This is a genomic window from Micromonospora sp. NPDC023633, assembly GCF_040640035.1.
Lineage (GTDB): Bacteria > Actinomycetota > Actinomycetes > Mycobacteriales > Micromonosporaceae > Micromonospora.
Map to the genome: position 1 here is coordinate 18,491 of NZ_JBFABB010000028.1, position 20,136 is coordinate 38,626.

General features: G+C 69.7%; 21 protein-coding genes, 3 tRNA genes and 1 pseudogene. 23 read left to right on the forward strand and 2 right to left on the reverse strand.

The features are described 5' to 3' along the window. Positions 1-31: 31 nt before the first annotated feature. The 5 genes and pseudogenes from AB0G13_RS11590 (at position 32) to AB0G13_RS11610 (ending at position 3,032) form a co-directional block, all read left to right on the forward strand. On the forward strand, positions 32-241 hold the full coding sequence (locus AB0G13_RS11590) for a hypothetical protein (protein WP_357872396.1): 210 nt from the start codon (positions 32-34) through the stop codon (positions 239-241). Between the two features lie 45 nt (positions 242-286). Then, entirely contained in the window at positions 287-778 is a 492-nt protein-coding gene (locus AB0G13_RS11595; protein WP_357872399.1) for a GNAT family N-acetyltransferase, read from the forward strand. Between the two features lie 53 nt (positions 779-831). Further along, the gene (locus AB0G13_RS11600) at positions 832-1,545 is read left to right on the forward strand and encodes a DUF6518 family protein (RefSeq protein WP_357872402.1); all 714 of its coding nucleotides are present in this window, start codon (positions 832-834) and stop codon (positions 1,543-1,545) included. A gap of 415 nt (positions 1,546-1,960) precedes the next feature. After that, positions 1,961-2,301, forward strand: a pseudogene (locus tag AB0G13_RS11605) (HAD-IA family hydrolase); the annotation flags it as partial. A 164-nt stretch (positions 2,302-2,465) separates the two neighbouring features. Continuing rightward, positions 2,466-3,032, forward strand: a complete 567-nt coding sequence (locus tag AB0G13_RS11610; protein WP_357872405.1) for a GNAT family N-acetyltransferase — start codon at positions 2,466-2,468, stop codon at positions 3,030-3,032. A 95-nt stretch (positions 3,033-3,127) separates the two neighbouring features. Here AB0G13_RS11610 and AB0G13_RS11615 read toward each other — a convergent pair whose 3' ends face one another. Both AB0G13_RS11615 and AB0G13_RS11620 read right to left on the reverse strand, forming a co-directional pair. Then, positions 3,128-3,664 carry a hypothetical protein gene (locus tag AB0G13_RS11615; protein WP_357872407.1) on the reverse strand — a complete coding sequence of 179 codons (537 nt, stop codon included), beginning with the start codon at positions 3,662-3,664 and terminating at the stop codon, positions 3,128-3,130. A 99-nt stretch (positions 3,665-3,763) separates the two neighbouring features. After that, entirely contained in the window at positions 3,764-4,123 is a 360-nt protein-coding gene (locus AB0G13_RS11620; protein WP_357872409.1) for a metalloregulator ArsR/SmtB family transcription factor, read from the reverse strand. Between the two features lie 67 nt (positions 4,124-4,190). On the opposite strand from AB0G13_RS11620, the gene AB0G13_RS11625 reads away from it, so the two are divergent. The 18 genes from AB0G13_RS11625 to AB0G13_RS11710 all read left to right on the forward strand — a co-directional run bounded on the left by AB0G13_RS11625 (position 4,191) and on the right by AB0G13_RS11710 (position 20,013). After that, positions 4,191-5,267 (forward strand): cation diffusion facilitator family transporter, encoded by a 1,077-nt coding sequence (locus AB0G13_RS11625; RefSeq protein ID WP_357872412.1) that lies wholly within the window; start codon positions 4,191-4,193, stop codon positions 5,265-5,267. A gap of 563 nt (positions 5,268-5,830) precedes the next feature. Continuing rightward, complete coding sequence (locus tag AB0G13_RS11630; RefSeq protein WP_357872415.1) at positions 5,831-5,974, forward strand: hypothetical protein; 144 nt, start codon at positions 5,831-5,833, stop codon at positions 5,972-5,974. Positions 5,975-6,022: 48 nt separating this feature from the next. Then, positions 6,023-8,551 (forward strand): bifunctional diguanylate cyclase/phosphodiesterase, encoded by a 2,529-nt coding sequence (locus AB0G13_RS11635; protein ID WP_357872418.1) that lies wholly within the window; start codon positions 6,023-6,025, stop codon positions 8,549-8,551. 96 nt (positions 8,552-8,647) lie between these two features. Continuing rightward, positions 8,648-8,720, forward strand: a tRNA-Thr gene (locus AB0G13_RS11640). Positions 8,721-8,745: 25 nt separating this feature from the next. Beyond that, a tRNA-Met gene (locus tag AB0G13_RS11645) sits at positions 8,746-8,818 on the forward strand. A 132-nt stretch (positions 8,819-8,950) separates the two neighbouring features. Next, complete coding sequence (rpmG, locus tag AB0G13_RS11650) at positions 8,951-9,118, forward strand: 50S ribosomal protein L33 (RefSeq protein WP_013288652.1); 168 nt, start codon at positions 8,951-8,953, stop codon at positions 9,116-9,118. Positions 9,119-9,246: 128 nt separating this feature from the next. Beyond that, a complete protein-coding gene (locus tag AB0G13_RS11655) occupies positions 9,247-9,693 on the forward strand; it encodes a MaoC family dehydratase N-terminal domain-containing protein (protein WP_357872421.1) in 447 nt (148 codons plus the stop codon). Between the two features lies 1 nt (position 9,694). Continuing rightward, positions 9,695-10,087 (forward strand): MaoC family dehydratase, encoded by a 393-nt coding sequence (locus AB0G13_RS11660; protein WP_357872425.1) that lies wholly within the window; start codon positions 9,695-9,697, stop codon positions 10,085-10,087. 128 nt (positions 10,088-10,215) lie between these two features. Continuing rightward, positions 10,216-10,288 (forward strand) — tRNA-Trp (locus AB0G13_RS11665). 214 nt (positions 10,289-10,502) lie between these two features. Then, complete coding sequence (gene secE / locus AB0G13_RS11670) at positions 10,503-10,895, forward strand: preprotein translocase subunit SecE (protein WP_357872428.1); 393 nt, start codon at positions 10,503-10,505, stop codon at positions 10,893-10,895. Between the two features lie 38 nt (positions 10,896-10,933). Beyond that, positions 10,934-11,656 (forward strand): transcription termination/antitermination protein NusG, encoded by a 723-nt coding sequence (gene nusG / locus AB0G13_RS11675; RefSeq protein ID WP_357872431.1) that lies wholly within the window; start codon positions 10,934-10,936, stop codon positions 11,654-11,656. A gap of 184 nt (positions 11,657-11,840) precedes the next feature. Beyond that, complete coding sequence (rplK, locus tag AB0G13_RS11680) at positions 11,841-12,272, forward strand: 50S ribosomal protein L11 (protein WP_334607504.1); 432 nt, start codon at positions 11,841-11,843, stop codon at positions 12,270-12,272. Between the two features lie 83 nt (positions 12,273-12,355). After that, positions 12,356-13,072: a 50S ribosomal protein L1 gene (rplA, locus tag AB0G13_RS11685; protein ID WP_357872435.1), complete on the forward strand. Its 717-nt coding sequence runs from the start codon at positions 12,356-12,358 to the stop codon at positions 13,070-13,072. Positions 13,073-13,148: 76 nt separating this feature from the next. Beyond that, entirely contained in the window at positions 13,149-13,847 is a 699-nt protein-coding gene (locus AB0G13_RS11690; protein ID WP_357872438.1) for an ATP-binding cassette domain-containing protein, read from the forward strand. A 146-nt stretch (positions 13,848-13,993) separates the two neighbouring features. After that, the gene (locus AB0G13_RS11695; RefSeq protein WP_357872441.1) at positions 13,994-14,683 is read left to right on the forward strand and encodes a hypothetical protein; all 690 of its coding nucleotides are present in this window, start codon (positions 13,994-13,996) and stop codon (positions 14,681-14,683) included. Between the two features lie 345 nt (positions 14,684-15,028). Then, complete coding sequence (gene rplJ, locus AB0G13_RS11700; protein ID WP_088998343.1) at positions 15,029-15,574, forward strand: 50S ribosomal protein L10; 546 nt, start codon at positions 15,029-15,031, stop codon at positions 15,572-15,574. 54 nt (positions 15,575-15,628) lie between these two features. Continuing rightward, positions 15,629-16,012 carry a 50S ribosomal protein L7/L12 gene (gene rplL, locus AB0G13_RS11705; protein ID WP_132230897.1) on the forward strand — a complete coding sequence of 128 codons (384 nt, stop codon included), beginning with the start codon at positions 15,629-15,631 and terminating at the stop codon, positions 16,010-16,012. 569 nt (positions 16,013-16,581) lie between these two features. Beyond that, a complete protein-coding gene (locus AB0G13_RS11710) occupies positions 16,582-20,013 on the forward strand; it encodes a DNA-directed RNA polymerase subunit beta (protein ID WP_357872445.1) in 3,432 nt (1,143 codons plus the stop codon). The last annotated feature ends 123 nt before the right edge of the window (positions 20,014-20,136 follow it).

Genomic DNA, 20,136 nt, shown 5'->3' on the forward strand with positions numbered 1-20,136 from the left:
CAACGCTCGACTGGTCCAGAATGTTTGAGTGATGACAGGAATGGTCGGCCTCGTGCTGCTGTTCGCGCTGGGCTCTGCTGCGGTTTTCGCCCTGGTATACCTGGCCGTGTCGCTGTGGCGGTCAATGAGACGTGGAGTCAACTCCTTACCGCGTGCGTTGAAGTCCCTGACCGTCGAGCCACCGCCGGCCGGGGCCTTCAACGACTCCCGGGACGTGTGGCCGATGCCGAAGGACGACTGATCGGAGACGTACGCGGATGACCGCGAAACTGTGGAGGATGAGCCGTTGAGCACCGAGCATGGCGAGGCGCTGACCACAACGGAACGTCTCGTGCTGCGCGAGGTCCAATCGTCCGACATGGCTGTCATTGAACGGATGTGGCGTGACCCGGTGATGCGGCGATACCTCGGCGGCCCGGTGTCTGATGAAAAAGTGGCCGAGCGGCGGAAATACGACCAGGCGGGCGGACTAATGGTGGCGACGCACTCCGGGGAGGTCGTCGGTAGGTGCCACCTGGGCCGGTACCGCACGGGTGACCTTGAGTTGTCGTACGTCTTCCTGCCGGAGTGGTGGGGGAGAGGGTACGCCCGGGAGGCATGTGCGGCGGCCATCGGGTTGGCCTTCGAACGGTTTCCAGACGCCGCCCGTCTGATCGCTGTCACTCAGGAGGCGAACACCCGTTCGGTCCGACTCCTGGAAGCCCTGGGTATGGCGCGGGTCGACGCGTTCGAGGAGTTCGGCGCGCGTCAGGTGATGCACGCGATCGACCGTCCGTAGGCAGCGCGGATGAGAGCGCAGCAGTGAACCTTGATTGTCCCGGCGGTGTTCAGGTGACGGATTCGAAGACCCTCGGTAGACGAAGGGCGTGGCGAGAGGTGCTTCCCCCGGTCTTTGCGGGAGTCGCCTTGGGGATGGCGGCGTTCGCTGCCGACCTCGTGCCGGAAGCTGTGGGCAGGGTCCTCATGCCAGCCTTCAGCTCGGGATTCGCCTGGGCCGTGGTGGCCGTCGCCGTGAGCTACTACGCCACGACCTTGAGATCAGCTCTGGTCGCTGGGGTCGCCACACTCGCCGTGGCGACGCTGACCTACTACGGCCTCATCGCCTCACTGAGCCGGCAGTGGCTCAGCGGTTCGACGCCACCACCGGACGGGTTCGGCTCCATCATGCGCGCGTCGGCCTTCTGGCTGGTTGGTTCGTTGTTTGGCGGATTGCTGCTTGGCTACCTCGCCCACGTCTTCAGGACGGGCACTACCCGCAACGCCGGCATTGCTCTCGGCGTAGCGCTCGGGCTGCTTGCCGGGGAGGCGGCCTGCACCGTTCTCTTCATCGCGTTCGTCTGGGTCGGTCCCATGGATTCCTTCGTCTGGACGAGGCTGGGGTCGGCAGCGGTGCAACTTCTCCTTGCGGCAGCAGGCGCGCTCGTTGCGTTGCGCCTCTGCCGGCCACAGGTCTCACTGCGGGCCTTCTTGATGGCCACCGCGGTGTCGACGGTGGCGAGCATCGCGAGTTGGCACCTCATCGAGTCGGTTCGGATGACGCTGTAGCCGCGAGGGGCGGCCTGGGGGCAAAGTTCCATCCGTGGGCAGATGGTGGGCGGCTCTCCCTCGGACAGGCGATTGGAAGGCAGAAACGGCAGCTCAGTGACTGTGCCCCAGCCAAGATCGCGGACGCCCTGTACATCCGTCGCGAAAGCTACAGAGGTTCGAATCCTCTACCCGCCACCAGGTGCAGAAAGGGGCCCTTGACCAGCGTGAACGCCGGTCGGGGGCCTCTTTCGTGGGTCTCACCCGGTCCCGCTCCAACCCGCTCGATCTCGCTGGCTGTGTCGTGTACGTGTCGCCGAGATCCGACAGGCATCCGTCACGCGAGCCCGCGATGGATGCGTCACGGCCCGTCCCGAGGTCGTACAGCGCGCTATCCGCTCGCTCCGCTCGCCAGGACCTACCGGGGTCGACCACGGTGGCGGTGGTCAGCAATAACTCGGCCGGCGCGGTGACGGCCTACCTCGCGGCGCATCGGCTCGCGGGGGGGCACGTGTCCCAAGTGATCGGCCAGGCGTACGCCGAGTTGGGCGCATGAAGCGCAACCCGGAACCGATCCTGCGAGCCGTGCGCGCGCATTCGGTAAGCCACCGGGCCGGTGCGTGCTGATTGGCGACTCGCTCTCGAACATTGAGGGAGCGTGGGGCCGCCGGGATCGCGGTGCTCGGCTGTGCGAATCGGCCGCCCAAGGCCGGGGCGCTCCGAGTGGCTAGGGCAGACATGGTGATCGTCGGCATGGAGAAGTTGCTAGGTACTTGATCGCCCAGTCAAGGAACTGAGAATCAGCGGGCGAGTTTAGCTCCGCGTGCAGCCCTTTGGCCGTACTCGACTCAGTCCAGGCAGGATGCCCGTCAAAGACTGCGCCAACGCTCGCTCGCTATAATCCGCCGGCTCACTAGACTCATGCAGAGGAAGAGACGCACATGGCGCATGCCTTTCCTGAGGTGTCAATACATGAAGGAGCGCTGACTCTCCGACCGTTCACCAGCAAGGACGTCGAGGCTACTCACGCGGGGTGTTCGGACGAGTTGACGCAACGGTGGCTGCCACTACCTCAGCCGTACACGCTCGACGACGCCACCACTTGGTGTACGAAGGTCTCGCATGCCTTGCGGGAGTCGGGTGACGGTATCCACTTCGCGATTGCCGATGCGAGGAACGATCATCTCCTGGGCACGGTTGGTCTGAAGAAGACCGACTGGGGCGCGCGAATCAGTGAGGTCGGCTACTGGGTCGCCCCTTGGGCCAGAGGACGCAGAGTTGCAACCGAAGCGACTCGGGCGGTGGGGCGCTGGCTCTTGGCCGATCAGGGTTTCGAGCGTATGGAGCTGAAGGCAGCGGTTGACAACGTCGCCTCCCAGAAGGTGGCTGAGCGCGCGGGGCTGCATCGAGAAGGCATCATGCGAAATGCTGGACTCATCCACGCTGGCCGGGTCGATGTCATCCTGTTCTCGCTGGTGCCCGGTGATCTCGGAGCACCTCAGCGATAGTGGGCAAACACGTGGTCGGTCTTCCGCACCCGCTTTACGGCGGCGCAGCACAGCCGCTCCGGCCGCAGTGACCGTCTTGGCCGCCGACAGAAGGTTCAGCTGCCCTCGACCGTGCTGTCGCCGATCAGGCGCCGAGCTTCTGCGATGACGTCCGCGTCGAGGTCCGCAGTCGTGGTGCCCGTGTACGAGTGCCCGTTGTAGACGGAATCCACGTAGTCGTAGGCGTCCTCAAGAGCGATCAGCTCGGCTGCCAGCGGGGTGCCGTCCCAGGTGATGAAGGCGTACGTCCAGGACGTGAGGTCGCGAGGCGTGATGGTGTGTGCGAGCGCGCGCCGCGCCATGATCCGGAGGGCCTCCTCTTCGCCCTCTCGGCTCCCCTCCTGGTAGTGGGTCAGGGAGAGCTCCGCCAGAGCGTCTTCCAGCCAACGCCGCAACTCGTCGCTCTCGCTGCCCTTTTCGGGCGAGACGCCGGCGAGGATCCGAAGGGTCGGACCGTCCACGCCCGCCATGAGGCAGTCGCAGGCGGCCTCGATCACGTCGGCCGCCGTGGCCGGGTCGATGCTCCACAGGACGGCGGCGTCCTGGAGGCGGGCGAGGGCATCTTGACCGAGCACCGTCACATGATCTGTCATCGCCTCTCCGCTGTCGCTGACGTATTCAGCGGAGCCCGGCCGCGAGTGGTTCGCCGGCCCCCACTCCAAGCCCGTCGAGTGGTGCCCTGCCCGGCGCGGTCAGTCGTGCTCGGGGATGCCCGCCACCCGGTGCGACGCGGCGTGCATGACCTCGGTCACCAGCCGACGCACATGTCCTCCCCGGGCGCTGTACCACGCGCGCCGGCCGTCGCGCCGCACCGTGACCAGTCCTGCCAGCCGCAGCTTGCCCAGGTGCTGCGACACCGCCGGTCGCGCCACCCCCAGCGCCGCCACCAGCCCGGTCACGTCATGCTCGCCGTCGACGAGCAGCCACATCAACCGCAGCCGCGTGCCGTCGGCGAGCATCCGCAACATCTCGGTTGCTGCCTCGACCTGGCTGTCGGCAGGAAGGCGTTGTTGCAGATCACTGGCACCTGCAACATTGTCGCGTGCGTACATGAGCACATATTATCGCCGTCGTCGGGAATACCGGTCCACGATCCGGTGCGGGACGTCGGGAGGCGCGGTGAACGACCACGACCACGATCATGAGCACGACCGGGGCCACGACCACCCGCACGATCACGACCACCACCACGAGGGTCGGCTCACCGCCTGGTGGCATCGGCTGACCCACGCGGTCGTCCCCCACTCGCACGACTCCCGCGCGAAGGTCGACCCGGCGTTGGAGTCCTCCCGCGAAGGCCTACGCGCCCTGTGGATCTCACTGGTCGGCCTCGGGATCACCGCCGTCGCCCAGGCCGTCATCGTCGTGCTGTCCGGCTCGGTCGCCCTGCTCGGCGACACCCTGCACAACGTCGCCGACGCCCTGACCGCCGTACCCCTGGCCATCGCCTTCGTGCTCGGCCGGCGTGCCGCCACCCGTGCCTACACCTACGGCTACGGCCGGGCCGAGGACATCGCCGGCATCATCATCGTCGCGGTCATCGCCGCGTCCGCTGTCGCCGCCGCCTGGACCGCCGTCGCCCGGTTACTGCACCCGACCGAGGTGACCCACCTGCCCTGGGTGGCTGCCGCCGGCTTCGTCGGCTTCGTCGGCAACGAGCTGGTCGCCCGCTACCGCATCCGTGTCGGCCGCCGTATCGGCTCCGCCGCCCTGGTCGCCGACGGCCTGCACGCCCGCACCGACGGCTACACCTCCCTCGCCGTGCTCCTCGCGGCCGGCGGGGCGGCCCTCGGCTGGCGTTGGGCCGACCCGGTGGTCGGCCTGGCCATCGCCGTCGCCATCACCTTCGTCCTCAAGGACGCCGCCCGCGAGGTCTACCGACGCCTCATGGACGCCGTCGACCCCGCCATCGTCGACCAGGCCGAAACCACGCTGCGCGCCGTCGACGGCGTCCGCGACGTCACCACGGTCCGGCTCCGCTGGATCGGCCACCGCCTCCACGCCGAAGCCGAACTCGTCGTGGACACCCACCTCAGCCTCGTCGCCGCCCACGAGATCGCCGCCGACGCCGAGCACCAGCTCACCCACGCCGTGCCCCGGCTGACCAGCGCCACCGTGCACACCGATCCCGACTGCCACCGCGGCGCCCACCACCACACCGACCTGTCGCACAGGCGCCGGCAGCTGACCCGCTGACGACTAGCTCCCACCAACCCGTCCGCCGCGACGTCCCGCGACGGGTGGCGGATGCCGAAGGGCGACCGAGGGGCCTCGACTCCGGGCGTGAGTCGGCACGGCGGTCCCCGGCGGGCCGGTTCACGTGCCCGGCGGGATTCTCCCGCCACCGCGCGGGGCCCGGGTGCCGGCGGCGGGCCGTCCTCCTGGCGCCGCGACTGCGGTACGGGCTTTGTCGGTCCCTCGTCAGTGCCCCTGGCGCGCTGGCGCAGAACGAGTATGGTGGTCGATGTTCGCTCGAGTCTCGTCCTCGACACGAGGTCGCCCCTGGTGAGGGTGGGTACGTCTGGACTCCTGGACCTTCCCCCAATTGCGCGGAAGGTCGCATTCCGCAATGTGCGAAGTGCACGGTGCCCACTCAGCCCTGTGATCAGGGCTCGGTCGGGGCATCCCCTGGGCCGAACGGCGGAACGTCACCGACGCTCGGTCCGGCGGTGCCCGCACGGCTTTTCTGGGTACCTGCCTTGTGGCACGATCGTGGAACCCTCACCATCCCCGTGACACTTCCCCCGACAGGAGCAAACATGTCTGGTCGAAGGCTGGGCCGGCTGCTTGGCTCGCTTTTCGCACTCGCCGCTCTCGCGAGCGTCGTCCTGGGCGGTGACCTCTGGGAGACCGGAGATCTCCAGACCGCCGACGTCATCTGGAACATGCCCGCGCCTCGCTGACACCATCGCTCGATGACGTGAACCGGCGGGCCGGTAAGGGGGCACGGCATGGCGGGTCGTGGCCGCACCGGCCCCCGCTCGACTGAATACGCGTGGCTGATCACCGGGCCCTTGGCCCTGATCGCCATCGTCTGCACGACAGCGGTCGGGCTGGTCGCTCCACAGCCGTTCGGCGAGTGGTCGCTCGCGCTGCCACTCTTCGTGGCCATGGTGGGTGCCGGGCTCCCGGTGCTGAACTTCACGGTCCGGCGGCAGTCCCTCGGCGTCACCCTGACCGAGATCCCGCTGGTCCTGGCGTTCTACCTCGTGGAGCCACTCACGGTCGTCGTGATCTACACGGTCGCGTCGGCCGTGACCCACATCCGGCACCGGTTCGGCGCGACGAAGTTCTGGTTCAACGTGGCCCGGGCGGCCGCGGGCTCGTCGCTGGCCGTCCTCGTGCTCCAGGCCCTGCCGCCCGTCGAGGGCGTCGGCCCGGACACCTGGCTGAAGCTGTTCTTCGCGGCCAGCATGGTGAACCTGCTGAGCATCGCCTCGGTCGCCGGTGTGCACACGCTGTTGCAGGGCTGGCAGGCGGGCCGGGGCACGCTCCGGCAGTCGCCGCCCGCGCTCCTGGCCGCGATGATCAACATCGCCAGCGGGATGATCGTCCTCATTCTCATCGCGACCACCTGGTGGTCGCTGCTGCTGCTGGGGGCACTCCTCGTCGCGCTGGCCCTCGTCTATCGGGCGTACGCGCAGTTCTTCCGGCAGCACCGCACCCTCACCGACATGTACGAGCTGAGCCGCGCGGTGAGCGAGAGCGGCGAGTACGGCACGCTGCCCGACGCCCTCCTGGGCCGGGTGCGGGCGCTCATGCAGGCGGAGTACGCCACGCTCTGGCTGCCCGCCCAGGGCAGGCACCCCGAGGTGCTGCTGACCGCGCGTAACGACGCCCCCGGTCTGCTCGACTTCGCGAAGACCCCGGCCGCCCTGCGGGAACGGACCCGGGACGAGGGCCGCACCGTCGCCGTCGGCCGAGGACTGACGACCGACGCCGACCTGCGCGCCTCGCTCTCGACGCACGGGGTCAAGGACGTGATCGTCCTTCCGCTGCGCTCCGGCCAGGCGGTCATCGGCACGCTGGAGGTGGCCAACCGGCTGGGCGACAGCAACTACTTCGTCCGCACCGACGTGCCTCTCTTCGAGACGGTGGCGGCGCACGCGGCGGTGGCGTTGGAGAACTCGCGGCTGGTGGACCGGCTCCGGCACGACGCCGGCCACGACACCCTCACCAAGCTGCCCAACCGGCGGCGGATCACCGACGCGCTGGGGGAGGCCGTCAAGATCCGGGCGCCCGGCGAGGTGGTGGCCCTGCTGCTGTTCGACGTCGACCGGCTGCGCCAGGTCAACGAGTCGCTCGGGCACGCCGCCGGCGACAAGGTCCTGGTGGAGGTCGCCAACCGGCTGCGCTCCTGCGTACCCTCGTCGGCCCTGGTCGGGCGGGCCGGCGGGGACGAGTTCCTGGTGACGCTGCGGCTGGAGAGCGCCGAGGCGGCGACGGAGCTGGCCGCGCAGCTGCGCGAGCAGATCCGCGACGAGATGGTCTTCGACGCGCTCACCCTCGACGTGGACACGGCGGTCGGTGTCGCCGTGCATCCCGACCACGGCAGCGACGCCGCCTCCCTGCTGCAACGGGTGGACCTGGCGGCGACGGCGGCCAAGTCCGTGCCGGGCAGCGTGCAGCTGTTCAGCCCGGCGCTGGAGTCCCGGTCGCTGCGGCGGCTCGGCCTCGCCGGCGACCTGCGGCGCGCGCTCGACGACGACGAGCTGGAGGTCTACTTCCAGCCCAAGGTGACGCTGCGGGACCGCCGGCTGGTCGGCGTGGAGTGCCTGGCCCGCTGGGAGCACCCGGCGCACGGCACGGTCGCCCCGGAGGACTTCGTGGCGGTGGCCGAGCACACCGGACAGCTCGGCCGGTTCACCGAGTTCGTGCTCCGCGAGGGGCTGCGGCGCAGCCGGGACTGGACGCACGCCGGCCAGCCGCTCGCCGTCGCGGTCAACCTCTCCGCCCGTACGCTCACCGACCAGCACTTCCCGGCCCGCGTCAAGGAGCTGCTCGACGAGTACGGCGTACCGCCGCAGCGGCTCACGCTGGAGATCAAGGAGGCCGGGGTGCTGGACGGCACCGACCGGCCCATCCCGACCCTGCGGCGGCTGCGCGACCTCGGCGTACGGCTGTCGGTGGACGACTTCGGCACCGGCGACTCGTCGCTGGCCCACCTGCGCCGGCTGCCGGTGCACGAGGTGAAGGTCGACCGTTCCTTCGTGCAGGGCATGGCGACGGACCCGGGCGACCTGGCGATCGTCAACGCGGTGGTCACGCTCTCCCAGCAGTTCGGCCTGGCCGTGGTCGCCGAGGGCGTGGAGAGCGAGCTGACCCTAGAGCTGCTCCAGGACATCGGCTGTGAGATCGGCCAGGGCTTCCTGTTCAGCCGGCCGCTGCCGTACGAGCGCCTGGAGGCCTGGTTCGGCGCCCAGGTGGACCCGGAGACGATCTCCCCGGGGGAGCTGCCCCGGTTGCGGGCCGTGCCCTGATCTGCGGAAACGCCCCTGTGGGGGATCCGATTTCATCTCCGCCGCAGGGCCGTGTAATGTATCCCCTGCGCGTCACCCCCCGGGGAGATCGCGCAGGCCCCCTTAGCTCAGTCGGCAGAGCGTCTCCATGGTAAGGAGAAGGTCTACGGTTCGATTCCGTAAGGGGGCTCAGAGGGTCCGGCTGGACCCGCCACGGCGGTGTAGCTCAGATGGCAGAGCAAGCGGCTCATAATCGCTGTGTCGCCGGTTCAAGTCCGGCCACCGCTACTCTCGTCCACCGGGCCAGCTCCCGGCGGTCGGTGGGATGGGCGCCACAGGCGCCCACTTTGCATGTCCGCGCAGTCAGCGCGTAGGCTGATGCGCCGTAGTTGTTATCCGTAGCGAGGAAGGCACTCCGCCGTGGCGAAGGCGACCGATGTCCGGCCGAAGATCACTTTGGCGTGTGTGGAGTGCAAGGAGCGCAACTACATCACGCGCAAGAACCGTCGTAACGACCCCGACCGCATCGAGCTGAAGAAGTTCTGCCCGCGGGACGGCAAGCACACGGTCCATCGCGAGACCCGCTGACCCACGGCCGGCACTCCGCCGGCCCGGTCCTCTGGCATTTCCCGATCGCCGGTCCATAGGGACGGCGCGGCTCCGGCCGTCGCCGACCGTACGGATCGGCGATCGGCGTTTGCGTGTAGGTTCGCGGCATGTCCCTGGACCCGTCCTTCGTCGGCCGGACGTATCCGCCGACCGCCCCCTACCAGGTGGGCCGAGAAAAGATCCGCGAGTTCGCCACGGCGATCGGCGCCGCCGATCCGGCCCACCACGACCCGGAGGCCGCCCGTGCGCTCGGCCACCCGGACGTGGTCGCCCCGCCGACCTTCCCCATCGTGCTCACGATGGCGGCCAACCAGCAGATCATCGACGACCCGGCCCTCGGCGTCGACTACAGCCGCGTCGTCCACGGCGACCAGCGCTTCGCCTACACCCGCCCGGTGGTGGCGGGGGACGAGCTGGTCTGCGTCAGCGTCATCGACGGCGTCAGCAGCCGTGGCGGGCACGGCTTCCTGACCACCCGCACCGAGGTCGCCACCCCGGCCGGCGAGCCGGTGGTGACCGTCTGGTCGAAGCTCGTCGTACGCGGGGAGGGCTGAGATGGAGCTGCCAGCCAGGACGTTCCGGGTGACGCGCGCGGACCTGGTCCGCTACGCCGGCGCCTCGGGGGACTTCAACCCGATCCACTGGAGCGACCGGACCGCCACGAAGGTGGGTCTGCCGGGCGTGATCGCCCACGGCATGTTCACCATGGCGCTGGTCGGCCGCGCGGTCGCCGAGTGGGCCGGGGCGCCCGACGCGATCGTCGACTACAACGTCCGCTTCACCCGGCCGGTGGTCGTCCCGGACGACGACGAGGGCACCGAGATCGAGGTCACGGCGGTGGTCCGGGAGGTCACCGAGGACGGCCTGACCAGGCTCGACGTGACCGCCGTCTGCCGGGGCGAGAAGGTGCTGTCGCAGGCGCGGGCGACCGTCCGGGCAGCGCGCTGACCAGGCACTCGACGCGCGAGGGGCAGACCGGTTGGGAAAGTCGTGCCGCTACCCGTACACTGGTCCGCCGTGGGGCAAGTAACCCCTGCACGGTCGTGCATGACCGGGCGGGGCGAGCATTGCCGCACAGGGGTGTAGCTCAATTGGCAGAGCAGCGGTCTCCAAAACCGCAGGCTGCAGGTTCAAGTCCTGTCACCCCTGCGCCTCAGGCCTGACCGTTCCCGTGGGTCGCGCCGCCGTACGGCGGCGTCCGGCCCGTGGTGGTGGCATCGGCGGGGTGGCTCCGAGGCATTCGGGCCCTCCCGGCTGATCCGCCGGCCGCGGCCCGTCGCGGGACGGTTGGTCCGGCCGGCGTGACCTAACGCCGCGCACGCCCGACAGCGTGCGACCCCGACATCCCGCGACGGAGGGCGAAGTGGCCGACAAGAAGCGGCGCGGCGAGGACGCCGGCGACGACCGTCTGCACGACGAGGTCGTCGACGACGTGGCCGACGACGACGCCACCGACGCCGAGGAGCCGGTTTCCCGCGGCGGCACCGCGACGCGTTCGCGGGCGAAGGCGGATTCGGCGGACAGCCGTCCGAAGACCAAGGCGGAAACCGAGCGGGTGGGTCTGTTCGGCCGCATCGCCCGATTCATCCGCGAGGTCGTGGCGGAACTGCGTAAGGTCATCTGGCCGACCCGCAAGGAGCTGCTGACCTACACGGCCGTGGTGGTCGCCTTCGTCACGGTGATGCTGACGATCGTGGCCGGCCTTGACTTCGCCTTCGCGAAGGGCGTGCTGTGGGTCTTCGGCAACCCCAGCTGACCGGCCGACTGAGCCGATAGTGACGGAAGTGAGCGAGCGTGCCTGAGTACGACGAGACCGCCGAGACCACGGACGAGCAGTCCACGGTGGCGACGGCGGCTGGTGACGAGTCGGTCGAGGCCGCCAGCGAGCCGGAGTTCCCCACCACCGAGCCCGCACCGGACGAGGACTACGACCCGGTTGCCGAGCTGCGGCAGAAGCTGCGCTACGCGCCGGGCGACTGGTACGTGGTGCACTCGTACGCCGGCTACGAGAACAAGGTCAAGACCAACCTCGAGACCCGGATCACGAGCCTCGACATGGAGGACTACATCTACCAGGTCGAGGTGCCGACCCGGGAAGAGGTGGAGGTCAAGAACGGGAAGCGGTCGCAGATCCAGGCCAAGGTCTTCCCGGGCTACATCCTGGTCCGGATGGAGCTGACCGCCGAGTCCTACTCCTGCGTGCGCAACACGCCGGGCGTCACCGGCTTCGTGGGCGCGACGGACCGGGCCGACCGCCCGGCCCCGCTCTCGCTCGACGAGGTGCTGAAGTGGCTGGCGCCGGCGATCGAGACCGAGCAGAAGAAGGCCAAGCCCGAGATCAAGGTCCTCGACTTCGAGGTCGGCGACTCGGTCACCGTCACCGACGGCGCCTTCGCCTCGCTGCCGGCCACGATCAGTGAGATCAACGCCGACCAGCAGAAGCTCAAGGTGCTGGTGTCGATCTTCGGCCGCGAGACGCCGGTGGAGCTGAACTTCAACCAGGTCGCCAAGATCTGACGTCCGGAGCGCCGGCGGTGGGCAGCGGCCCGCCGCCGGCGTATCCGTTCCGCCCTCCCGCCCGACCTCGGCGCAGGCGGCGGCGGGACGCTGCGCTACTCTAGAACGTCGTCGCTGTCGCATCGCGCTGACCGTGCGCGCCTGCGGCCGGCACCTTTCCCAGTTTCAAGCCCCAGGAAGAGACATGCCTCCGAAGAAGAAGCTCGTCAAGACTTTCACGCTTCAGCTGAAGGCGGGCCAGGCCACGCCGGCGCCGCCCGTCGGCCCGGCGCTCGGCCAGCACGGCGTGAATATCATGGAGTTCTGCAAGTCCTACAACGCGCAGACCGAGTCCCAGCGGGGCGACATCGTCCCCGCCGAGATCAGCGTCTACGAGGACCGCAGCTTCACCTTCGTCCTGAAGACCCCGCCCGCCGCCCGGCTGCTGCTCAAGGCCGCCGGGGTGGAGAAGGGCTCGGGCGTCCCGCAGAAGGACAAGGTCGGCTCGGTGTCGCAGGCCCAGGTGCGTGAGATCGCCGAGAAGAAGATGGTCGACCTCAACGCCAACGACATCGACCAGGCTGCGAAGATCATCGCCGGCACCGCCCGGTCGATGGGCATCACCGTCAACGACTGACGCTGGTCAGCACTCACCCGATCAGTTCGTGGGAGGGCGCGCGGACGTCGCGGCCCGCCATAGACCACAGGAGTACGCAGAACATGCAGCGCAGCAAGAGCTACCGCAAGGCCGCCGAGGTCATCGACCGGTCGAAGCTCTACACCCCCGCCGAGGCCGTGAAGCTGGCCAAGGACACCACCACCGCCAAGTTCGACGCCACGGTCGAGGTCGCCATGCGCCTCGGCGTCGACCCCCGCAAGGCGGACCAGATGGTCCGTGGCGTGGTCAACCTGCCGCACGGCACCGGTAAGACCGCCCGCGTGATCGTCTTCGCCGCCGGCGCGAAGGCCGAAGAGGCCGCCGCCGCCGGTGCGGACGAGGTGGGCACCGACGAGCTGGTCGCCCGGATCCAGGGCGGTTGGCTCGACTTCGACGCGGCGATCGCCACGCCGGACCAGATGGCCAAGATCGGCCGGATCGCGCGGATCCTGGGCCCGCGCGGTCTCATGCCGAACCCGAAGACCGGCACCGTGACCATGGACGTCACCAAGGCCGTCTCGGACATCAAGGGCGGTAAGATCACCTTCCGGGTGGACAAGCACTCCAACCTGCACCTGATCATCGGCAAGGCCTCGTTCTCCGAGTCCCAGCTGATCGACAACTACGCGGCGGTCCTCGACGAGGTCCTGCGGGCCAAGCCGTCCGCCGCGAAGGGCAAGTACCTCAAGAAGGTCACCCTCACCACCACCATGGGCCCGGGCGTCCCGGTCGACCCCAACGTGGTGAAGAACCTGCAGGAGGCCTCGGCCGAGGCCTGAGCATCCGCACCCGTGACGGGGCGTCGCCACATCGTGGCGGCGCCCCGTTCCGCGTCGGTTGTGGCATGCTCGGCCGGTGCGCCTGGAGAACGTCTGGCTGCGCTACCGGCGGCGGGGCCCGTGGGTGCTGCGGGAAGCCGCGGTGCGCGTCGGCCCCGGTGAGGTCGTGGTCGTGCTCGGCCGCAACGGCGTGGGCAAGTCGACCCTGCTCCAGGTGGCGGCCGGGGTGCTACGGCCGAGCCGGGGGCGGGTCACCGGTCGGCCCCGGCACGTCGGGTGGGTCCCGGAGCGCTTCCCGGCCGACCAGCCCTTCACCGTCGAGCACTACCTGACCGCCATGGGGCGGGTCGCCGGCCTCGATCCGGCCGCCGCCGGCCACGCGGTCGACCACTGGACCGCCCGGCTGGGCCTGTCCGCGTTCCGCCGGGTCCGGCTGCCGGAGCTGTCCAAGGGCACCGCGCAGAAGGTCGGCCTGGCCCAGGCGATGCTGCGTCCACCCGGCCTGCTGGTGCTCGACGAGCCGTGGGAGGGCCTCGACGCCGCCACCCGGGACCTGGTGCCCGCGGTGATCGACGAGGTGGCGGCGGCGGGCGGGTCGGTGCTGGTCAGCGACCACCGCGGCGAGATCGCCCGGTTGCCCGGCGCCCGCCGGTGGACGGTGGCGGACGGCACGGTCACCGAGGCCGCGCCGTCGGCGGACACGGCGCTGGCGGTGGTCGAGGTCGCGGTCCCGGCCGCGCGGGTCGACGGCACCGTCGCCCGGTTGCGCGCCTAGGGCCACCAGATCCTTCGCGTACGCCAACCCGCCCGGCCCGGCGCCCCCGACGGCGCGCAGCGGCCGCCGACGGGGACTGTGGACGGCGGCGCGACGCCCCTCGTCCGGGCGCCGGAGGCCACGGGCGGGACGACCGGGGGCCCGCGGTGACCGCGCTGCTCCGGCTGCGGCTGGCGGGCTTCCTGCGTACGGGACGGGCGCTGGCCCCGCTGCTGGCCGGCCTGGTGGCCCTCGGCGTCCTTTACGGCGGCGGCCGGGCGCAGCCGGGGGAGGCGTACGGCGTCTCGGCGGTGGTGCTCTTCCCCGTGCTCGCCTGGCAGACCAAGGTGCTGCTGGACGTCGAGCCGGACGTGCAGCGCCGGCTGGCCCAGGCGCTGGTCGGGGTGCGCCGGGAGCGACTGGCCGGGCTGCTGGCGGCCGGCGTGGCCGGGCTCGGCACGGTGGCCGTCGCGCTGGTCTTCCCGTGGCTGGTCGGCGGGGTCGCCGGCCCCGTGGAGCCGGGCGACCGGTCGGTGCCGGTGGGCATCGCCGTCGGGCTGTGGGCGCACCTGCTGGCCGTACCCGCGGCGGTGGCGCTCGGGGCGCTGGCCAGCCGCGCCTCGACGGGCAGCGCGGGCTACGGCGTCGCGGTGCTCGCGCTCGGCGGGGTCGGCGCGGTCGTCCTCGGGCTGAGCGGTTCGGTGGCGCCGTGGCTGGCGCCGCCGGTGATGGCGACCGCGCGGGCCGCCGCTGACGACCTGGCCGCGTCGAGGGTGGGTCTGCTCACCGCCTGGGCCGCGGCCTGGAGCGCGGCGGCCAGCGCCGCGTACCTGTGGCGGCGGCGCTACCGGCCCTGACCCGGCGCGGCCTCCGGTCCCTCGGGTGCGGGGGAGTGACCCGGCGCACCCGGGGGCGATTTGGTGGTCGCGGGCCTTTCGCGTAACCTAGGCCACGAAGTTCCACCCAGAGACCGCTGGTCACCGTGCCCCGGCACGGTCGAAGGTTCCCGCGACGACGGGCGACCCGCGCAGGGCGGTAAGCGAAATTCGGTGCTGAGCATGGTCCGCCGACCGTGTCCGTGTGCCGGCCCTCGCCCCGTGCGCCCTGCGCCGGGGCCTTTCTCGTTGTCGTGGCGCCTGCGCCCCCGTCGAAAGCTCCGGCCGACGACGGTGACCGGCCTCGAGTAACGAGAGAGGAGGGACATGGCGGACAAGCCGATCCGGGCCGACAAGGCCACGGCCGTCGCTGAGCTGACCGAGAGCTTCCGCAACGCGGGCGCCACGGTGCTGACCGAGTACCGCGGTCTGACGGTTTCCCAGCTCACGCAGCTGCGGCGCTCGTTGGGTCAGGAGACCAGCTACACGGTCGCGAAGAACACGCTCGCGAAGCGTGCCGCGACCGACGCTGGCATTTCCGGCCTCGACGAGATGTTCACCGGTCCTACCGCGCTGACTTTCGTTTCGGGCGACGTCGTCGAGGCGGCGAAGGGGCTTCGCGACTTCGCGAAGGCCAACCCGAAGCTCGTCATCAAGGGCGGTGTCTTCGAGGGCAGGGCCATCACCGCGGCCGAGGTCACGAAGCTCGCCGACCTGGAGTCCCGCGAGGTGCTGCTGGCCAAGCTGGCCGGCGCGATGAAGGGCAACCTGAGCAAGGCCGCGGCCCTGTTCCAGGCCCCGCTGTCGAAGACCGCCCGCCTGGCGGCCGCCCTGCAGGACAAGCGCGAGAAGGAGGGCGCCGAGGCGGCCTGAGGCCCCGCGGCGCACCCAGTTCTTACCTAACAGATTCAGGAAAGGACGCCAGACATGGCGAAGCTCAGCACCGACGAGCTGCTCGACGCGTTCAAGGAGATGACGCTGATCGAGCTCTCCGAGTTCGTGAAGCAGTTCGAGGAGACCTTCGAGGTCACCGCCGCGGCTCCGGTCGCCGTCGCCGGCCCGGCCGGCCCGGCCGCCGCCGCCCCGGTCGAGGAGGAGAAGGACGAGTTCGACGTCATCCTCGAGGCCGACGGTGGCAAGAAGATCCAGGTCATCAAGGTCGTGCGCGAGCTGACCGGCCTGGGCCTCAAGGAGGCCAAGGACCTGGTCGAGGCCGCTCCGAAGGCCGTCCTGGAGAAGGCCAACAAGGAGACCGCCGAGAAGGCGAAGACCAAGCTCGAGGGCGAGGGCGCCAAGGTCACCCTCAAGTGACCTGACGTTCCACCAGACGCGCGTCCGGCTCGGTGAGCCGGGGCACATCGCGTCACGGCGGGCGGTGATCCGACAGTGGATCGCCGCCCGCCGTCTTGGTGGACCGGCGGCAGGCGCGTGAGCAGGGCGTCGACGCCTCGAACCGGCCGGCGGCCGGGGCCCGGCGGTAGCCCGTCGGTGGGAAAGACGCGGCGAGCCGGATGCCGGGCCTTGACGCGGCACCGGCCCGACAGGCACGCTGACACAGCAAGACCTTCCGCGCTTGCAACGGCCACCACTTGGGTAATGGCAGCGGCGACACCGTCGGCCGCCACACCCGAGCGGCCCGGCAGGAACGTCGCGTTCCGAGCGGCCCGGTGATACCCCGGTTCGAGGGGCCCGAGGCACGTTCCGCGACGACCTGCGGGGTGGGCTGGACAGCGGTTAGCCTCTCGGCTACACTGCTAGTTTGCGCTGCCTTCCGACTTGACCCCTGCTCGGAAATGTCCGTTTACGGATATTTCTGGTGGGGTCATTGGAGTGCACGCGTACCAGCCGTTCTGCAGCACCGGTCCTCGGAAGGACGCATCTTGGCAGCTTCCCGCCCTGCGAAGACCAGTCGTACGTCGAGCGCATTCGCTCCCCGCCGAGTTTCATTCGGCAGGATCACCGAACACCTCGAGGTCCCCAACCTCCTCGCCATCCAGAACGAGTCCTTCGACTGGCTCGTCGGCAACGAGGCTTGGCAGGGCCGGTCGGCGGACGACCCGCACGCACGCTCGGGTCTCGCGGAGATCCTCGACGAGATCAGTCCCATTGAGGACTTCTCCGGCACCATGTCGCTCTCCTTCTCGGCTCCGCGCTTCGACGAGGTCAAGGCCTCGATCGAGGAGTGCAAGGAGAAGGACCTGACCTACTGCGCCCCGCTGTTCGTGACGGCGGAGTTCACCAACAACACCACCGGCGAGATCAAGAGCCAGACGGTGTTCATGGGTGACTTCCCGATGATGACGCCGAAGGGCACCTTCATCATCAACGGCACCGAGCGCGTCGTGGTCAGCCAGCTCGTCCGCTCGCCGGGCGTCTACTTCGACAAGCAGCCGGACAAGACCTCCGACCGCGACCTCACCAGCGTCAAGGTCATCCCCAGCCGGGGTGCCTGGCTGGAGTTCGACATCGACAAGCGCGACACGGTCGGCGTCCGCATCGACCGCAAGCGCCGGCAGGCCGTCACGGTCCTGCTCAAGGCCGTCGGTTGGTCGGCCGAGCGGATCCGCGAGCGGTTCGGCTGGTCCGAGCTGATGATGACCACGCTCGAGAAGGACCACATCGCCGGCGCGGACGAGGCGTTGCTCGACATCTACCGGAAGCTCCGCCCTGGCGAGCCGCCGACCCGCGAGAACGCCCAGACCCTGCTCGACAACCTCTTCTTCAACCCGAAGCGGTACGACGTCGCCAAGGTCGGTCGTTACAAGTTCAACAAGAAGCTCGAGCTGGAGGTGCCGATCACGACCGGCACCCTGACCGAGGACGACATCGTCGCCACCGTGGAGTACCTCTGCCGGCTGCACGCCGGTGAGGACGGCTACGAGGCCGACGACATCGACCACTTCGGCAACCGGCGCCTGCGTACCGTGGGCGAGCTGATCCAGAACCAGGTCCGGGTCGGTCTGTCCCGGATGGAGCGCGTCGTCCGCGAGCGGATGACGACGCAGGACGTCGAGGCGATCACGCCGCAGACCCTGATCAACATCCGCCCGGTGGTGGCGGCGATCAAGGAGTTCTTCGGCACCTCGCAGCTGTCCCAGTTCATGGACCAGACCAACCCGCTGGCGGGCCTGACCCACCGGCGCCGGCTGAGCGCGCTCGGCCCGGGTGGTCTGTCCCGGGAGCGGGCCGGCTTCGAGGTCCGCGACGTGCACCCGTCCCACTACGGCCGGATGTGCCCGATCGAGACGCCGGAAGGCCCGAACATCGGCCTGATCGGCGCGCTCTCCACCTTCGCCCGGGTCAACCCGTTCGGCTTCATCGAGACGCCGTACCGGAAGGTCGTCGACGGTCGGGTCACCGACCAGATCGACTACCTGACCGCGGACGAGGAGGACCGGTTCGTCAAGGCGCAGGCCAACGCGCCGCTGAAGGCCGACGGCACCTTCGCCGAGGACCGGGTCCTGTGCCGCCGTAAGGGCGGCGAGACCGAGGACGTGGTTCCGGGCGCCGTGGACTACATGGACGTGTCGCCGCGGCAGATGACCTCGGTCGCGACCGCGATGATCCCGTTCCTCGAGCACGACGACGCCAACCGGGCACTGATGGGCGCGAACATGCAGCGCCAGGCGGTGCCGCTGGTCAAGGCCGAGTCCCCGCTCGTCGGCACCGGCATGGAGTACCGCGCCGCGGTCGACGCCGGTGACGTGGTCGTCGCCGAGGTCGGTGGCGTCATCGAGGACCTCTGCGCCGACTACATCACGATCCACCAGGACGACGGCCACCGCCGCACGTACCTGCTGCACAAGTTCCGCCGCTCCAACGCCGGCTCCTGCGTCAACCAGAAGCCGGTCGTCTTCGAGGGCGACCGCGTCGAGGCCGGTCAGGTCATCGCCGACGGTCCCTGCACCGACGAGGGCGAGATGGCGCTCGGGCGCAACCTGCTCGTGGCGTTCATGTGCTGGGAGGGCCACAACTACGAGGACGCGATCATCCTGTCGCAGCGCCTCGTGCAGCAGGACGTCCTCACCTCGATCCACATCGAGGAGCACGAGGTCGACGCCCGGGACACCAAGCTCGGCCCGGAGGAGATCACCCGCGACATCCCGAACGTCAGCGAGGAGATGCTCGCCGACCTCGACGAGCGCGGCATCATCCGGATCGGCGCCGAGGTCGTCCCCGGCGACATCCTGGTCGGCAAGGTCACGCCCAAGGGTGAGACCGAGCTGACTCCGGAGGAGCGGCTGCTCCGCGCGATCTTCGGTGAGAAGGCGCGCGAGGTCCGCGACACCTCGCTGAAGGTGCCGCACGGCGAGACCGGCACGGTCATCGGCGTGCGTACCTTCTCCCGCGAGGACGGCGACGAGCTGCCGCCGGGCGTCAACGAGCTGGTCCGGGTCTACGTCGCCCAGAAGCGGAAGATCCAGGACGGCGACAAGCTCGCCGGCCGGCACGGCAACAAGGGCGTCATCTCCAAGATCCTGCCGATCGAGGACATGCCGTTCCTGGAGGACGGCACGCCCGTCGACATCGTGCTCAACCCGCTGGGTGTCCCGTCCCGGATGAACATCGGCCAGGTGCTGGAGACGCACCTCGGCTGGGTGGCGAAGACGGGGTGGAGCGTCGACGGCGACGACGCCGAGTGGAAGCGCCAGCTGCGCTCCATCGAGGCGCACGAGTCCGAGCCGGACACCAACGTGGCCACGCCGGTCTTCGACGGTGCCCGCGAGGAGGAGATCTCCGGCCTGCTGGCGTCGACCCTGCCCAACCGGGACGGCAAGCAGCTGATCGGTTCCAGCGGCAAGGCGCAGCTGTTCGACGGCCGCTCCGGTGAGCCGCTGCCGGACCCGATCGCGGTCGGCTACATCTACATCCTGAAGCTCAACCACCTGGTCGACGACAAGATCCACGCCCGGTCGACCGGCCCGTACTCGATGATCACGCAGCAGCCGCTGGGTGGTAAGGCGCAGTTCGGTGGTCAGCGCTTCGGCGAGATGGAGTGCTGGGCGATGCAGGCGTACGGCGCCGCGTACGCCCTGCAGGAGCTGTTGACGATCAAGTCCGACGACGTCCTCGGCCGGGTCAAGGTCTACGAGGCCATCGTCAAGGGCGAGAACATCCCCGAACCGGGCATCCCGGAGTCGTTCAAGGTGCTGCTCAAGGAGCTGCAGTCGCTGTGCCTCAACGTCGAGGTGCTGTCCAGCGACGGCGTGGCCCTGGAGATGCGCGAGACCGACGACGAGGTGTTCCGCGCCGCGGAGGAGCTGGGCATCGACCTGTCCCGGCGCGAGCCGAGCTCGGTCGAAGAGGTCTGAGGTGAGCGGTCGGGGGGGGGGGGGGGGGGGCCCGCCCCCCCCCCCCCCCCCCCCCCCAAAAAAACACCAAAAAAAACTAAAAAAAAGACCCAAACAACAAAAAAAAAAACTAGACGAACAGCA

Coding starts and splice junctions, on each gene's coding strand:
- AB0G13_RS11610 (WP_357872405.1), top strand. CDS start 2,466: ATGGCGCATGCCTTTCCTGAGGTGTCAATACATGAAGGAGCGCTGACT.
- rplA (WP_357872435.1), top strand. CDS start 12,356: ATGCAGCGCAGCAAGAGCTACCGCAAGGCCGCCGAGGTCATCGACCGG.
- AB0G13_RS11635 (WP_357872418.1), top strand. CDS start 6,023: ATGGCGGGTCGTGGCCGCACCGGCCCCCGCTCGACTGAATACGCGTGG.
- AB0G13_RS11620 (WP_357872409.1), bottom strand. CDS start 4,123: ATGTACGCACGCGACAATGTTGCAGGTGCCAGTGATCTGCAACAACGC.
- rplL (WP_132230897.1), top strand. CDS start 15,629: ATGGCGAAGCTCAGCACCGACGAGCTGCTCGACGCGTTCAAGGAGATG.
- AB0G13_RS11655 (WP_357872421.1), top strand. CDS start 9,247: ATGTCCCTGGACCCGTCCTTCGTCGGCCGGACGTATCCGCCGACCGCC.
- AB0G13_RS11590 (WP_357872396.1), top strand. CDS start 32: ATGACAGGAATGGTCGGCCTCGTGCTGCTGTTCGCGCTGGGCTCTGCT.
- rplJ (WP_088998343.1), top strand. CDS start 15,029: ATGGCGGACAAGCCGATCCGGGCCGACAAGGCCACGGCCGTCGCTGAG.
- AB0G13_RS11660 (WP_357872425.1), top strand. CDS start 9,695: ATGGAGCTGCCAGCCAGGACGTTCCGGGTGACGCGCGCGGACCTGGTC.
- AB0G13_RS11630 (WP_357872415.1), top strand. CDS start 5,831: ATGTCTGGTCGAAGGCTGGGCCGGCTGCTTGGCTCGCTTTTCGCACTC.
- rplK (WP_334607504.1), top strand. CDS start 11,841: ATGCCTCCGAAGAAGAAGCTCGTCAAGACTTTCACGCTTCAGCTGAAG.
- AB0G13_RS11615 (WP_357872407.1), bottom strand. CDS start 3,664: ATGACAGATCATGTGACGGTGCTCGGTCAAGATGCCCTCGCCCGCCTC.